This is a genomic window from Pantoea sp. X-Soil-ISGK-421, assembly GCF_059730785.1.
This window is the reverse complement of sequence record NZ_AP035979.1, coordinates 2,532,386-2,548,435: the sequence shown is the minus strand read 5'-3', so window position 1 is coordinate 2,548,435 and position 16,050 is coordinate 2,532,386. Positions and strand designations below refer to the sequence as shown.

Here is a 16,050-nt window from a genome sequence, read left to right as displayed (position 1 = left end):
CTTTTCCCACCGCAAAACAGACGCCAATCAACATTCCCTCCAGCAGAAAAACATCCTGCGCTGTCGCGTCACGTTACAGTGAAATGACGAAGATACAGGGGATTGTCATGTCGCGAATTCAACTCAAAGATACGGAATTACTGCGCCAACAGGCGCTGTTTGGCGGTCGCTGGCAGGATGCGCATCAGGGCGCAACGCTGCAGGTGATCTATCCCGGCACGCAGCAGCCGATTGCCACCATTCCGGCACTGGGTGCGGCGGAAACGGAGCAGGCGATAGAATATGCCGAGTCGGTGCGCGTCAGCTGGGGCAAAACGCCCAACGCCACGCGCGCCGCGCTGCTGGAGAAATGGCACCAGCTGATTATTGAAAATGCCGATGACCTGGCGATCATCATGACCGCCGAGCAGGGCAAACCGCTGGCGGAGGCCAAAGGTGAAGTGCTGTACGGCGCCAGCTTTGTGAAGTGGTTCGCGGAAGAAGCGCGCCGTATCTATGGCGACACCATTCCCGCGCCGAGCGACGATCGCCGCATACTGGTGCTGAAACAGCCAGTTGGCGTGGCAGCGGCGATCACGCCGTGGAACTTCCCGATTGCAATGATCACCCGCAAAGTAGCACCGGCTTTAGCCGCGGGTTGCCCGATTATCGTTAAACCTTCTGAACTCACGCCGCTGTCGGCGCTGGCGCTGGCGGTGTTGGCGGAACGCGCGGGTTTCCCGAGCGGCGTATTGCAAGTGCTCACCGGTTTACCGACTGAAATTGGCCGCACGCTGACCGCCAGCGGCACGGTGCGCAAAATCTCCTTCACCGGCTCCACCCGCGTGGGTCAGCTGTTGATGCAGCAGAGCGCCGACAGCATTAAACGCCTGAGCCTGGAACTGGGCGGCAACGCGCCGCTGATTGTGTTCGATGATGCCGATCTGGATATCACCATTCCCGGCGTAATGGCGAGTAAATTCCGCAACGCCGGACAAACCTGCGTCTGCGCTAACCGCATTCTGGTGCAGCGCGGCATCTATGAGCGCTTCAGTACACGCTTGTTGGACGCGGTGTCGGCGCTCAAAGTCGGCGACGGTTTTGCGCCGGACAGCACCATTGGGCCACTGATCAACGATCGTGCGGTGGAGAAAGTTAACAGCCATATCGACGATGCGCTCAGCCAGGGCGCGACCTTGCTGCACGGTGGCATCAGCGCGCCGAATGGCACCTTTGTCGCACCAACGGTGTTGGGCAATGTCACCAGCAGCATGCGTATTGCACATGAAGAAACCTTTGGTCCGGTGGCACCGCTGTTTGTCTTCGACACTGAGGAAGAGGCGATCCGCATGGCGAATGACACGCCTTACGGACTTGGCGCCTATTTCTTCACCGAAAATATTCGCCGGGCATGGCGCGTGGCAGAAGCATTAGAATTTGGCATGGTCGGATTTAATACCGGTGCAATATCATTAGATGCCGCCCCCTTCGGTGGAATTAAATTATCCGGATTAGGTCGTGAAGGATCGCGTTACGGAATTGAAGAGTATCTGGAACAAAAAACCTTTCATATTGGCAGTCTTTAATTTTCGGTCGCCATAAATGGCGACCACGAAAACAGCGCCTCGGGTTCGCGGCGCTGTTTTATTTTGTGCTCCGCGTCATATTTCCCCGCTTATCCCCGTTTTAGTGCAAGTTTCATGCGAGATGCACCGCCGCGATGCACATAATTTGTGAAGTAAATCATCTGTTTATTCCTTCGGCAATTACGCAAAATTTCGCTCATCAATACGGCAGAAAATTTTTTTGCGCTGTTTTTTACGCATTTTTATTTTTCATTGGGCTGGCATACTTTCTGCATTAGCTTATTAGCGTGACAGAAAAACGCAGTGCAAATCGTTAATTAGCGCGTCTGTGATGGGTGTAACAAATAAGGAATTTTCCATGTTAAGTTTCGACCCTGAAAAAGTTTCACTTCCTGCCGGTCATTATATTGGCGGACAACATCTTAAAACGGCGGGCGCGCGTTTTGCCGTTAAACGTCCGTCCGACGGCAAAGTCTATGCCGAACTCTCCGAAGCCCAGATTGAGGATGTTGATCGCGCCGTCACCACCGCCCATCAGGCGTTGAAAACCAGCGGCTGGGGCAGCTGTGCTCCACGTGCCAGAGGTAAAATTCTGCGGCGCTGGGCCGATCTGATTGAAAACGATGCGTTACTGGCCCAGCTCGAATCACTCGGTTCAACGCGCCCGATCAGCGATGTCATCCAGCACGAAATTCCTTTCACCGCCGAAGCCATCCGCTTCTACGCCGAGTGCGCCGACAAATACAGCGGAGATCTGTTCCCCACCCAGGAAAGCAGCCTCGGCATGCTGATTGCTGAGCCGTATGGTGTGATCGGCGCCATTACGCCGTGGAATTTCCCGCTGTCGATGGCGTCATGGAAATGCGGTCCGGCGCTGGCAGCAGGAAATGCGGTGGTCCTGAAACCGTCTGAACTGACGCCGTTCTCCACCGTGCGCATGGCCGAACTGGCGGTGCAGGCCGGTTTACCGGCGGGCGTACTGAATATCGTGCAGGGCAGCGGCGCGGTGACCGGCAGCGCGCTGGTTACGCATCCGCTGGTGCGCAAAGTCTCCTTTACCGGGTCAACCGCCACGGGCGCACGCATCATGGGCGATGTGGCGCAGCACGGCATGAAACCGGTCACGCTGGAGCTAGGCGGCAAAAGCCCGCAGCTGGTGTTCGATGATGCCGGTGATATTGACGTGCTGGCGCAGCGAATTCTGCGCGGCTTCACCGCCAACGGCGGTCAGGCGTGCGTAGCCGGAACCCGTTTAATTGTGCAGCGCGGTATTGCGCAGCCGCTGCTGGATAGATTGGTCGCGCTTTGTCAGCAGCCGCGTCCCGGCATGACCTGGCTGGAGAGCAGCCGCTATGCGCCGCTGATCGATGAGCGTCAGGGCAACAAAGTGGCTTCGGTGATTGCCGATGCCAAAGCGCAGGGCGCTGAAGTGCTGGTGGGTGGCGAACGCTTCGCCGACACCGCCGAAGGCTGGTTCTGGCAGCCGACGCTGCTGTGCGGTGTCGCCAACGATAATCCGGCGGTGCAGCAGGAAATTTTTGGTCCGGTACTCACCGTGCAACCGTTCGACGATGAAGAGGAAGGGTTGGCGCTGGCGGCCCATGAAACTTACGGCCTGTGCGCAGGCGTACATACGCTGAGTCTGCCGCGGGCGCTGCGTGCGGTGCGTGCACTGGAATCCGGCACCGTGTGGGTTAATCGCTACGGGCGATCCGGCGATTTCATTATCCCGACCGGCGGCTTCCTCGGCTCGGGCATTGGCAAGGATCTGGGACGTCAGGCTTTCCAGGCCTGTCAGCGCCAGAAGAGCGTGTTAATCGATTTCTAATTTTTGTGTTCTCAACCGCGAGGTCGCTTCATGGCACTGTTTAAACCGAAATTCATCACCTTTGATTGCTACGGCACCCTGATCAATTTTGACATGGCAGGCGCAGCTGAACGCTGCTTCAACGATCGTGTGTCCGCGCAGGAGATGCGGGCGTTCACCACCGATTTTGCCCGTTACCGTTTTGATGAGGTGCTGGGCGCGTGGAAGCCTTATTACGACGTGGTCAGTGATGCCATTCAGCGCACCTGCAAAAAGTGGGGCGTGAAGTGGAGCCAGGCAGATAGCGACTTTATCTACACCGACTGCGCCACGTGGGGCCCGCATCCCGATGTCCCCGCCGGCTTAGCCGAAGTGGCCAAAGCGTTCCCGCTGGTGCTGCTCACCAACTCGATGAACGATTTGATCCCGCATCACGTGCCGCGTCTGGGCGCGCCGATCCATATGACCATCACCGCCGAAGAAGTCGGCGCCTACAAGCCGCAGATGAAAGGCTTTGAGTACATGCTGGATAAGCTGAATTGCGGCCCGGACGAGATTCTGCATGTCTCATCCAGCCTGCGTTACGACCTGATGACCTGCTACGACATGGGCATCAAAAACAAGGTATGGGTCAATCGCGGTCATGATCCGGCCAATCCGGCGTATGAATACACCGAAATCAACAATATCGGCGGTCTGCCCGCTGTGGTTGGACTCTAAGCCCGGAGGCGGCGATGAAACTCGAATCATTCTGGCAAGCCACAGCACCCACCTTTAGCGGCGCAGCTACTGGCCCGTTGCCAGGCGTGGCCGACGTGGTGGTGATTGGCGGCGGTTTTACCGGCATCTCGACTGCGCTTAACCTGGCACGCAGCGGCATCAATGTGGTGGTGCTGGAAAGCGGCGAAGTGATGAGCCAGGCGTCGGCGCGGAACGGTGGACACTGCAACACCGGCGTGGCGCAGAACTTCGCCTCGCTGGTGGAGAGCCAGGGAATCGAGCAGGCCAGCCGCTTCTATCGCGCTTATGACGATGCGGTGAGCTATGTCGAACAGCTGGTGCGCGAAGAAAACATCGATTGTGATTTCCGCCTGTGCGGCAAGCTAAAACTGGCCAGCAAAGCGTCGCATTTTCCCGGTCTGCGCAGCGCGTGGCAGTTGATGCGCGACACCGTCGACCCGGAAATTGAATTGATTAGCAAAGATGAGATTCGCCGTGAAGTGGGCAGCGAGGCCTTTCACGGTGGCCTGCTGCAGAAGCGTGGCGGCCAGATGCACATGGGCAAGTTTGGCATTGGCCTGGCAGAAGCGGCGGCGCGCAGCGGGGCAAAAATCTACCCGCATCACGCCGTTACCGCTTTAACCCGTCTCGATGGCCATCGCCACCGCGTGACCACCGCGCAGGGCGAAATCGTTGCTGACAAAGTGATGATGGCCACCGGCGTCTCCAACGACGGGCCTTTCCCGTGGTTCCAGCGCCGCATCGTGCCGGTCGGCAGCTTTATTGTGGTGACGGAACCGCTCGGCGACGAATTGATCAATCAAGTGCTGCCCAACGATCGCACCTACGTAACCTCACTGAATATCGGCAACTACTTCCGTACCACGTCCGACCGTCGGCTGGTGTTTGGCGGACGCGCGCGCTTTGCGGTCAGCAACCCGACCTCAGATACGCGCAGTGGCGACGTGCTGCGGGCGGCGATGACCGCGCTGTTCCCGCAGCTCGGCAAGTCGCGCATCGATTACTGCTGGGGCGGCATGGTGGACATGACCGCCGATCGCCTGCCGCACGCCGGTGAACAGGACGGTGTGTTTTATTCCATGGGCTACAGCGGCCACGGTACGCAGATGTCGGTGTGGATGGGCCGCGTGATGGCCGATCTGCTGGCGGAAAAACGCAACGAAAACCCCTGGCAGCGCGATACCTGGCCTGCGCTGCCCGGTTACCACGGTAAACCGTGGTTTTTGCCCCTCGCGGGGCTGTATTACAAAGCCAAGGATCGGTTGTCGTGACACGCCGTGTGCCAAAACCGCGCGATAAATCGCGCCGCTACAACAAGGTGCACAAACCGTAGCGGCGCAATTTATTGCGCAATGTTGGCGAGGGACATTGCGTTCCTGGAATTCGAAAAACGAAATCAACAACAAATCATATTGAGGGTGTGCAGATGAGTAAATTCGATAAAGAGTCTGACGCTGTAAATCCGGCCCTGAACCGCATGTTGACCGAAGGGTCGATGTCGCGCCGTGGTCTGATGAAGTTGTTGTCTGCCGGTGCGGTGATGAGCAGCGGTCTGGTCGCTTTCCCGCAGATGAGCTTTGCGGCAACCACGCCGGTGAAAGGGGGCAAGCTGCGCGCCGCCATGTCCAACGCCTCCGCCACCGATACGCTCGACCCGGCTAAAGGCAACAACAGCGGCGATTACACCCGTCAATTTATGGTGTACAGCGGTTTAACCGAACTGGACAAAAGCCTCGCGGTGCAACCGGCGCTAGCGGAATCCATCGACTCCAGCGACGGCATCACCTGGCAAATCAAACTGCGCAAAGGCGTCACCTTCCACGATGGCAAACCGCTGACCGCCAAAGATGTCATCTATTCACTGAGCCGCCACAAAGATCCGGCCGTCGCGTCCAACGCCTTCAAACTGGCCGATCAGTTCAAAACCTTTACCGCGGTTAACGATAATGAAGTGAAACTGGAACTTAGCCAGGCCAACTTCGACGTGCCGTTTATGCTGGCCAGCGCGCCGTTCCTGATCGTGCAGGACGGCACCAAAGACTTCAGCAAAGGCATTGGCACTGGTCCGTTCAAGCTGAAAGAGTTCACGCCGGGTGTGCGTTCCGTCGGAGTGAAAAACCCGAACTACTACAAGCCGGGCTTGCCCCATCTCGACGAAGTCGAGCTGCTGGGCGTCACCGATCAGGCGGCACGCGTCAATGCGCTGATGTCGGGCGACCTGCATATCGTCTCCACCCTGAGCGCCGCCGACTGCAATCGCATCAAAGCGACTGCCGATTACGGCGTGCTGGAGAGTAAATCCGGCATGTACACCAACCTGATTGTGCGCACCGACGTCAAGCCGGGCAGCAACGAAGACTTCGTGCTGGCGATGAAATATCTGCAGCCGCGCGAGATTCTGGTGAAAACCGTGCTGCAGGGTTACGGCGACATCAGTAACGATACGCCGGTGCCGCCGTGGCATCCGCTGTATAACGCCGATCTCAAACCGCGCCCGCTGGATGCCGAGAAAGCCAAATTCCATATCGAGAAGGCCGGCATGAAAGGCGCAACGATTGAGATCATCACCACGCCGAACATTGAAGGCTCGGTGGAGGGCGGCCAGCTGATTCAGCAGGTTTCGCGTAGCACCGGACTGAATATCAAAGTGCGCCGCGTGCCGTATGACGGCTACTGGTCAACCCATTGGACCAAAGATCCGGTCGGCTACGGTTCAATCAATCCGCGCCCGACGCTGGATATGCTGTTCTCGCAGTTCTATCTCTCATCGGCGGCGAACAACGAATCGGGCTGGAAGAACGCGCAGTTTGACCAACTGGTGGTGGCAGCGCGCGGTGAGCGCGAGCAGACCAAACGCAAGCAGATGTACGGTGACATGCAGAAGCTGATTTACGATCACTGCGGCACCATCATCCCGACCTTTATCAGCTCCACCGATGGCTACAGCAAGAAAGTGGGGGGCGTGGAAGCCTGGCCGAGCGGCATGATGATGGGCTATCGCTTCCATGAGTTCGCCTGGCTGAATGCCTGACGTAGGGTCGCCATTCATGGCGCAATGGTTGTCAGTTAAGCAATAAATTGGCTGGTTATGCAGGAGCGCATGAATGCGCACCCTACAAAACCGCATCGTAGGGTCGCCATTCATGGCGACCGCATAATCAGCGCCTGATGATTCCGTACAAGGAGATCGCCGATGAACCGATACATGTTGTTCCTGATTGCCCGGCGTGCAGGCGCAGGCATCCTGACCTTGCTTATCGTCTCGGCGGTGGTGTTCTTTATCACCAGCCTGCTGCCCGGTGACGCTGCGCAGATGATTCTGGGACAAAACGCCACGCCGGAAACGGTAGCGGCGTTACGTCAGCAACTGGGGCTGGATCAGCCGCTGCTGGTGCGCTATTTCACCTGGCTTACCGGCATGTTGCAGGGGGATTTTGGCACCTCGTTCGCCAGCCATCTGCCGGTGTTGCAGCTGGTTGAGCAGCGCATTCCCGCCACGCTGGAGTTAGCCGGCATTACCACGGTGATTTGCGTGCCGCTGGCACTGATTATCGGCATCGTGGCCGCGATGAATCGTGGCTCGGCGCTGGATCGCTTTCTGGTGATCAGCACCATGGCCACCGTTGCGGTGCCGGAATTTCTGGTGGCGACAGTCGCGGTGCTGATCTTCGCGGTGAAACTGCATTGGGTGTCGGCGATGTCGTTCGGCAGCCCAGACATGGACGTGATCAGCTACCTCAAAGCCTACGCGCTGCCGGTGCTGACGCTGTGCTGCGTGCTGGTGGCGCAAATGGCGCGCATGACGCGCTCCGCCATCATCAACCAGCTCGACAGCCCGTATCTGGAGATGGCGCTGCTGAAAGGCGTGTCACCGTTGCGTGCGGTGTTGCGCCACGCGCTGCCGAATGCGGTTGGGCCGATTGCTAACGCCATCTCGCTCAGCCTGTCGTATCTGTTCGGTGGGGTGATCATCATCGAATCGATCTTTAGCTATCCCGGCCTGGCGAGTGCGCTGGTGGATGCGGTCAGCAACCGCGATCTGCCGGTGGTGCAGCTGTGCGTGATGCTGTTCGCCGCCTGTTATCTGGTGCTGCTGCTGGCGGCGGATATTCTCACTATCGCTTTTAACCCGAAATGGAGAAGCTGATGAATACGTTACTGCTGCCTGTCCGTCTGTTTCAGTCGCTATCGCTTTCGGGCCGTATTGGACTGCTGATCTCGCTGTTTTGGCTGCTGATGGCGCTATTTGGTACGCAACTGGCACCGCACAATGTCGAAGATATCGGCGGCGGGCCGATGCTCGGTGGCATGACGTCTGCCAACGTGCTCGGCACGGATTACCTTGGGCGCGATATCCTCAGTCGCATTCTGTATGGCGCGAAATTTTCCATCGGCCTGGCGCTGACCGCCGCGCTGTGCGCCAGCATCATCGGTACATTACTGGCACTGCTGGCGGCGGTCGCCGGGCGCTGGCTAGAAGAGTTGCTCGGACGCGTTAACGATGCGCTGCTGGTGCTGCCAGGCAAAGTGCTGTCGCTGATGATTGTCGCGGTGTTCGGTTCATCGCTACCGATGCTGATTCTTACCGCCATCTTTACCTACTGGCCCGGCGCGTTCCGTATCGCCTTCGCCATGGCCAGCAGCCTGCGCAATATGGATTACGTGCGCGCGTCGCGTTTACGCGGTGAAAGCCGCTGGTACGTGGCGATCCACGACATTCTGCCCAACATGGTGCATCCGATGCTCACCGACTTTGGCCTGCGCTTTGTCTACATTGTGTTGCTGCTAAGCGGATTGAGCTTCCTCGGCCTCGGCGTGCAACCGCCGTATGCCGATTGGGGCACCCTGGTGCGTGAGAACCTGCAAGGCTTGTTCAACGGCTCACCTGCGGTGCTGATGCCGGCCGTGGCCATCGCCAGCCTGACGATTGGCGCTAACCTGTTTATTGACAGCCTGCAGCAGATGCGTCCGTTGACGCTGGCGAAGGAGGGAGCATGAACGTGACGCCACATACCGCCATGCCGGTGATCGCGGTTGAGAACCTGCGCGTCACCGCGCAAACCGACAAAGGTGAAGAGATCGATCTGGTTTCTGATATTCGTTTCACAGTGCAGAAGGGTGAAGTGCTGGCGCTGATTGGTGAATCCGGCTCCGGCAAAACCACCATCGCCATGGCGCTGATGGGCTATGCGCGTCACGGCTGCCGCATCGCCGACGGTAATATTCACATGGCTGGCACCGATGTGCGCAGCCTGTCGCCGGGCCAGCTGCGCGCGTTTCGCGGCAACAAAGTGGCCTACATCGCACAGAGTGCGGCGGCGTCGTTTAATCCCGGTATGCGCATTCTCGATCAGGTGATTGAGCCGGTGGTGATCCACGGCACCATGAAGCGCAAAGACGCGAAACAGAAGGCGATTGCGCTGTTCCGCGAGCTGGCGCTGCCCAATCCTGACACCATCGGCGATCGCTTTCCGCACCAGGTCTCCGGCGGTCAGCTGCAACGCCTGATGACGGCGATGGCGCTGATTGGCGATCCGGATGTGGTGATCCTTGACGAACCGACCACCGCGCTTGACGTCACGACGCAGGTTGAAGTGCTAAAGGCGTTTCGCCGCGTGGTGGCGCAACGTGGCGTGACGGCGATTTACGTCAGCCACGATTTAGCGGTGGTGGCACAGATGGCCGACCGCATTCTGGTACTGCTGCGCGGCCAAATGGCCGAGTACGGCACCACTGAAAAATTAATTGGCGCACCGCAGGCGGAATACACGCAGCTGCTGATGGATGCGGCGCGGCAGAAAGAGCGCCCCAGCAGTTGGACCTGTGCTGAGGCGGATATGCAGCCGCTGATGGAAGTGCGCGATCTCAGCGCCGGTTATGGCCCGCGAGACAGTGATGGTCAACCGAAAATTCGCATTCTCGAAGATATCAATCTGAAGCTGTGGAAAGGCCAGGCAATAGGCATTATTGGCGAGTCCGGTTCGGGCAAGACTACGCTGGCACACGCCATTGCTGGACTTAACGCGCCGAGTCATGGCCACATTCTGTTCAATGGCCACTACATCAACGGTGATATGCATAAGCGTCCGGACAATGAACTGCGCCGCATTCAATATGTGTTCCAGATGGCCGATACCGCGCTCAATCCGGCGCACAGCGTCGAGCAGATTCTGACGCGTCCGCTGACGTTGTTTCACGGGCTGAAAGGCGCCGATCGCGATCGCCGTCTGCATCAGCTGCTGGATCTGGTCAAGCTACCGCGCACCGTGTTGTGGCGACGCCCGTGGGCGCTGTCGGGCGGACAGAAACAGCGTGTTAATCTGGCGCGCGCGCTGGCCGCCGAGCCGGATTTGATTCTGTGCGATGAAGTGACATCGGCGTTGGATACCGTGGTTGCAGCGGCAGTGCTGGATTTAATCAGCGAACTGCGTCGCGAGCTGGGCTTGTCGGTGCTGTTTATCAGCCACGACATGCACGCGGTACGCGCGGTGTGTGACGATATCGTGGTGATGCAGTCGGGCAAAATTGTCACGCAGATTTCGCGCGCGGATTACGACAAACCCACCACCGAATTGTATTTTGAACGTCTGAAGCGTGCGGTGCCAGAGCTGCGTCAGGGCTGGCTGGATGAGCACGAAGAAGTGTTGAAGGCAGAGTAAATGCCAGGTCGCCATGAAAAGCGAAATGCCGACCAGTTAAGCGCCGTATCAAATTACCGCACCTTCCGTAGCGGCGCGATTTATCGCGCAATGAATTGCGCCGCTACGATATGTGCACGCCATTTATGGCGACCTCATTTGCAAGGAACAACCATGATCACACTACGCGCCATGACGCAAAACGATATTGAACACGGCTTTGCCATCACTCAGCAGCTCAAGTGGCCGCATCGCCGCGAAGACTGGCAGCAGGCGCTGGCGCTGGGCGAAGGTGTGGTGGCTGAAGAGCAGGGCGAATTTGTCGGCAGCGCGTTGGGCTGGCGCTGGGGCGAGCAGGCGGCCACCATTGGATTGGTGGTGGTGAATCCGCAGTTTCAGGGACGCGGCATCGGCAAGCAGTTGATGCTGGCACTGTTGGAAAAATTCCCGGATTACAACATCCGCCTGCACGCCACCGAAATGGGCAAAGGGCTATACCAGAAACTCGGCTTTGAGGTCACCGGCCACATTCAGCAGCACCAAACGCGTGAACTGGCGGCGGTGCCAAACGTCACCATTCCGGCGGGTTTAACGCTGCGTAATGCACAAGCCGCAGACGCCGATGGGCTGATCGAACGCGATCATCAGGCGCACGGCATGTGGCGTCCCGCGTTGATTCACAGCCTGATTACCGATGCTCAAACTCTGTTGCTGCAGGATGCGGAACAGCGCGTACACGGCTTTGCCAGCCTGCGCCGCTTCGGTCATGGCTGGGCGATTGGCCCGGTGATCGCGCTGAATAGCGACAGCGCGCAAACGCTGATTTCCGCTTTGATGCAAGGCCTGCGCGGCGAGTTCGTGCGTATTGATACCGATGGCGCGCTGCCGTTAGCGGGCTGGCTGGAAACGCTGGGCCTGGCGCAGGTGGATGCGCCCACTACTATGATTCGGGGAACGCCGTGGTCACCGCAGGCCGGTGAGATGCAGGCGTTTGGGTTGATGACCCAGGCGATGGCCTGATGCATATCGTCTACAAGTCAGAAGCGACGCGCGGCGCGCACTGGCAGCGCTGGCTGGCCGAACACGCGCCGGATATCCAGCTGCACATCTGGCCGGATATCGGCGATGCCGAACAGGTTGAACTGCTGGTGGCCTGGCAGCCGCCGGAAAACCTGATGGGCACCTTTCCTAACCTCAAAGCGCTGCTGTCGGTGGGGGCGGGTGCGGATCAGTTCGATCTCCGTCAGCTGCCGGCGGATTTGCCGGTGGTGCGCATGATCGAACCCGGTCTGACGCAAGGCATGGTCGAATATGTCACGTTTGCGGTGCTTGGCTTACATCGTGATATGCCGCGCTACTTTCAACAGCAACGCGCCGAGCAGTGGCAAACCCATCCCGTTCGCACCGCTAGCCAGCGACGTGTTGGCGTGATGGGGCTGGGCGAACTCGGCCAGGCTTGCTTAAAACAGCTGGTGTCATTGGGTTTTGACTGTGCTGGCTGGAGCCGCACGCCACGTGAGATCAGCGGCGTGCGCTGCTGGCATGGCAGCGATCAACTGGGCGATTTTCTTGCCCACAGCGACATTCTGGTGTGCTTGCTGCCGCTCACCGACAGCACGCGCGGACTGCTCAACGCGCAGCTGTTTGCGCAGTTACCCGACGGCGCGGCGCTGGTGCAGGTGGGACGCGGTCCGCAGCTCCATGAAGCGGATTTACTGGCGGCACTGGCGAGCGGCAAACTCAGTGCGGCGGTGATTGATGTCACCGATCCCGAGCCGCTGTCCGCCGGACATCCCTTCTGGCAGCATCCGGCGATTTGGCTTACGCCGCATATCGCCAGTCAAACACAAACCGACAGCGCTGTCGCCGCGCTACTCGACAATCTGCGCCGCTATCAGCGCGGCGAACCGATGGTCGGCCTGATCGATCGTAACCGGGGATACTGAGATGCAACTGGAACAATTTGTCGCGCTGCGACGGGATCTGCACGCCCATCCCGAGCTGGGTTATCGCGAGCAGCGCACCAGCGACATCGTGGCGCAGCTGTTGCACGAGCACGGCATTGAGGTGCATCGCGGCGTCGGTAAAACCGGCGTGGTCGGTGTACTCAAACGCGGCAGCGGCCCGCGCATGATTGGCCTGCGCGCCGATATGGATGCATTGCCAATGCAGGATAACGGCAGCCAGCCGTGGAAAAGCGTGCAGGATAATGTCTGTCACGCCTGTGGACATGATGGCCACACCGTGATGCTGCTGGGCGCGGCAATTGAATTGGCAAAGCAGGGCGATTTCGACGGCACGCTGGTGTTTATCTTCCAGCCTGCCGAAGAGGGGCAAGCGGGCGCAAAGGCGATGATTGATGACGGCCTGTTTCAGCAGTTTCCCTGTGATGCGGTGTTTGCCCTGCATAACTGGCCGGAACTGCCGCTCGGCGAAGTACAGACGCGGCCCGGCGCGATCATGGCGGCGGCCGACCGTTTCGATATCACCGTCAAAGGCGGCGGCGGACATGCCGCGCAGCCGCACCTGACGCGCGACACCTTGCTGGCGACCAGCGAACTGGTGGTGCAGCTCAACACGCTGGTGGCGCGTGCACTCGATCCCTGCGAACCCGGCTTGCTCAGCGTAACCCGCATGCAGGGCGGCTTCTCGCACAACATGATCCCGGCGGAAGCCAGCATCACCGGCACGGTACGCACCTTTAGTCCGGCGGCGCAGGACATTATCGAACATCGTCTGCGTGAAATGGCGCAGCACGTTACCGCCGCACACGGCTTGCAGGCTGAGGTGACGTATCTGCGTTATTACCCGGCCACGGTGAATGATCCGGCGATGGCGCAACTGGCGTTGAACGCGCTGGCGCAGGCCGGTATTCAGGCGCAGCTGGCCAAACAGCCCGCGCTCACCTCAGAAGATTTTGCCTTTATGTTGCAGGCGTGTCCCGGCGCGTATCTGTGGATCGGCTCTGCGCCGAGCCAGCCTTTGCATCACTCAACTTACGATTTTAACGATGCGCTGATCCCGCGCGGCATCCAGACGTTAACGGCGCTAGCCCGGCATGCGCTGGGTGCAGAATTTCCCTGCTGAAACGCCTGGGATTTTGACAGGAAATGCCGCTGCCTGGCGGATTACGGCAGCGTGAGAAACCAACGGGTTGCGATACTTGAGCCAACCGAACGTTACGTGGAAAGGGGTTTTAAAATGCAGAATGTCATGGCGGAGCAGCAAACATATTCCGATAACAACCTGTTACTGGACGCGCGTGAGCAGCATGTGCCACGTGGCGTGGTCACCGCGCACCCGCTGGTGATTGAGCGGGCGAAAGGCAGCGAAGTGTGGGATGTGGAAGGCAATCGCTATCTCGATTTCGTCGGCGGTATCGGCGTGCTGAATGTCGGTCACAACCATCCGGCGGTGGTCAACGCGGTCACTAAACAACTTGGTCTGGTGTCGCACGCCTGTTTTCAGGTGGTAGCGTATCCGGGCTACATCGAGCTGGCCAGGCGCATGAATGCGCTGGTCGGCGGCGGTGAAGACTTCAAAAGTGTGTTCTTCACCAGCGGCGCGGAAGCGGTAGAAAATGCCGTGAAGATTGCGCGTGCGCACACTAAACGCAGCGGCATCATCGCGTTTGACGGCGCGTTCCACGGCCGTACGCTGCTCGGCACCACGCTGACCGGCATGTCCACGCCTTACAAACAGAATTTCGGTCCGTTCCCATCCGATATTTATCGTTTGCCGTTCCCGAATGCGTTTCACGGCGTAAGTGATGATGACTGCCTGCAAGCGCTGGATCAGCTGTTCGCGGTGCAAATTGCGCCAGAACGTGTGGCAGCGATCATTATCGAACCGGTGCAGGGCGATGGCGGCTTCCTGCAGGCCGGCGCTAACTTTATGCAGGCGCTGCGCCGCATTACCGAGCAGCACGGCATTGTGCTGATTCTCGACGAAGTGCAAACCGGCTTTGGCCGTACCGGCAAGATGTTCGCCTTCCAGCATCTTGGCATCACGCCGGATTTGGTCACCGTGGCGAAAAGCATCGGTGGCGGTTTACCGATTTCGGGCGTGGTGGGTAAAGCGGCGATCATGGATGCGCCACTGCCAGGCGGCCTGGGCGGCACTTACGGCGGTAATGCGTTAGCCTGTGCGGCGGCATTGGCGGTATTGGATTTGCTGGAAAACGAAAACCTGCTGGCGCGTTCGAATCAGCTCGGCGAACAGCTTAATGCGCGCCTGCAGCAGTTGGCCGAAAAGTACGCTTGCATCGGTGATGTGCGCGGCATTGGCTTTATGCAGGCGGTGGAGATTATTGATTTCGAGACGAAAAAGCCGGATGCGGCGATGACGCAGAAAATCCTCGATTGCGCCTGCCAGGAAGGTTTGCTGCTGATTAAGTGCGGTATTCATCGCAACACCGTGCGCTTCCTCGCGCCGCTGGTCACCACCGATTCGCAGCTGGAAGAGGCGTTGCATATCTTCGATATCGCGCTGGCGCGTGCCAGCGGTCGACTCGGCTAAAAAGCGCTTCCTCATTGAAATTATTGCAGTAATTTGAAAACCTCCTGCTGGTTTAACCAGTTAACGAGATAGCACATTTACCTTAAAGCGTGTTATATCTTCGGGAGGTTAAACCTAATCGGTTGGCAATGAGGGGTGCTATGAACGGCTTAATGAAACTCGACCGCATCGACATCAATATTCTGGTGCAACTCCAGAAAGATGGCCGTATCAGCAACGTCAATCTCGCCGATGCCGTAGGGCTTTCGCCCAGTCCGTGCCTGCAACGTGTGAAGCGTTTAGAACAGGCCGGGTTTATCAACGGTTATGAAGCCCACATCAATCTCACCAAAATCACTGATTCCGTGACGGTTTTTACTGAAGTCACGCTTTCTGGCCATCGCCGCGAAGATTTTATGAAATTCGAAAACGCGGTACGCGAGGTGGATGAGCTGATGGAGTGCCACCTGATTACCGGCGGTTACGACTATTTGCTGCGCTTTATTACCCGCAGCATTGAACATTACCAGGAAGTGATTGAGAAGATGCTGGATGCGCAGATCGGCATCGATAAATACTTCAGCTATATCGTGATTAAGTCACCGATCATGAAAAGCAGCGTACCGTTACGATCGCTGATTTCGAAACAGAATTCGGTGGAGTTTGGCGTTTAATGATTTAACCCGGTCGCCATAAATGGCGACCCTACAATTTACACCAGGTCAGAAAGCTAGCCTTTTTCCCCCGCAGCATAAAATTTCTTCCCCCGCTAAAATTCCCTTTATCTTGCCGGTTTTCGCTG

The 16,050-nt window shown here is 58.3% G+C and carries 13 protein-coding genes; all 13 read left to right on the top strand.

What is annotated here, in order from left to right:
* Nucleotides 1–107 precede the first annotated feature (107 nt).
* The 13 genes from AC6I8K_RS11925 (at nt 108) to AC6I8K_RS11865 (ending at nt 15,922) form a co-directional block, all read left to right on the top strand.
* A complete protein-coding gene (locus AC6I8K_RS11925) occupies nt 108–1,565 on the top strand; it encodes an NAD-dependent succinate-semialdehyde dehydrogenase (RefSeq protein WP_497826778.1) in 1,458 nt (485 codons plus the stop codon).
* Nucleotides 1,566–1,923: 358 nt separating this feature from the next.
* The gene (locus tag AC6I8K_RS11920) at nt 1,924–3,393 is read left to right on the top strand and encodes an aldehyde dehydrogenase family protein (RefSeq protein ID WP_064739175.1); all 1,470 of its coding nucleotides are present in this window, start codon (nt 1,924–1,926) and stop codon (nt 3,391–3,393) included.
* Nucleotides 3,394–3,423: 30 nt separating this feature from the next.
* Entirely contained in the window at nt 3,424–4,092 is a 669-nt protein-coding gene (locus tag AC6I8K_RS11915) for a haloacid dehalogenase type II (RefSeq protein ID WP_064739174.1), read from the top strand.
* A gap of 14 nt (nt 4,093–4,106) precedes the next feature.
* Nucleotides 4,107–5,384: an NAD(P)/FAD-dependent oxidoreductase gene (locus tag AC6I8K_RS11910; protein WP_497826777.1), complete on the top strand. Its 1,278-nt coding sequence runs from the start codon at nt 4,107–4,109 to the stop codon at nt 5,382–5,384.
* A gap of 155 nt (nt 5,385–5,539) precedes the next feature.
* Nucleotides 5,540–7,144, top strand: a complete 1,605-nt coding sequence (locus tag AC6I8K_RS11905) for an ABC transporter substrate-binding protein (RefSeq protein ID WP_064739172.1) — start codon at nt 5,540–5,542, stop codon at nt 7,142–7,144.
* Between the two features lie 162 nt (nt 7,145–7,306).
* Nucleotides 7,307–8,260, top strand: coding sequence for an ABC transporter permease (locus AC6I8K_RS11900; protein ID WP_008109594.1), 954 nt, complete (start codon nt 7,307–7,309; stop codon nt 8,258–8,260).
* Complete coding sequence (locus tag AC6I8K_RS11895; protein WP_483817685.1) at nt 8,260–9,111, top strand: ABC transporter permease; 852 nt, start codon at nt 8,260–8,262, stop codon at nt 9,109–9,111. The genes AC6I8K_RS11900 and AC6I8K_RS11895 overlap by 1 nt, the downstream gene beginning before the upstream one ends.
* Nucleotides 9,108–10,772, top strand: coding sequence for an ABC transporter ATP-binding protein (locus AC6I8K_RS11890; RefSeq protein WP_064739170.1), 1,665 nt, complete (start codon nt 9,108–9,110; stop codon nt 10,770–10,772). Before AC6I8K_RS11895 ends, AC6I8K_RS11890 begins: the two co-directional genes overlap by 4 nt.
* Nucleotides 10,773–10,925: 153 nt before the next feature.
* Nucleotides 10,926–11,771 (top strand): GNAT family N-acetyltransferase, encoded by an 846-nt coding sequence (locus AC6I8K_RS11885; RefSeq protein ID WP_497826776.1) that lies wholly within the window; start codon nt 10,926–10,928, stop codon nt 11,769–11,771.
* Complete coding sequence (locus AC6I8K_RS11880; protein ID WP_497826775.1) at nt 11,771–12,697, top strand: 2-hydroxyacid dehydrogenase; 927 nt, start codon at nt 11,771–11,773, stop codon at nt 12,695–12,697. The genes AC6I8K_RS11885 and AC6I8K_RS11880 overlap by 1 nt, the downstream gene beginning before the upstream one ends.
* Before the next feature lie 7 nt (nt 12,698–12,704).
* Nucleotides 12,705–13,838: a M20 aminoacylase family protein gene (locus AC6I8K_RS11875; protein ID WP_497827246.1), complete on the top strand. Its 1,134-nt coding sequence runs from the start codon at nt 12,705–12,707 to the stop codon at nt 13,836–13,838.
* A 114-nt stretch (nt 13,839–13,952) separates the two neighbouring features.
* Entirely contained in the window at nt 13,953–15,269 is a 1,317-nt protein-coding gene (gene gabT / locus AC6I8K_RS11870; RefSeq protein ID WP_483817682.1) for a 4-aminobutyrate--2-oxoglutarate transaminase, read from the top strand.
* Between the two features lie 140 nt (nt 15,270–15,409).
* Nucleotides 15,410–15,922 (top strand): Lrp/AsnC family transcriptional regulator, encoded by a 513-nt coding sequence (locus tag AC6I8K_RS11865; RefSeq protein ID WP_007890964.1) that lies wholly within the window; start codon nt 15,410–15,412, stop codon nt 15,920–15,922.
* Nucleotides 15,923–16,050: the final 128 nt, after the last annotated feature.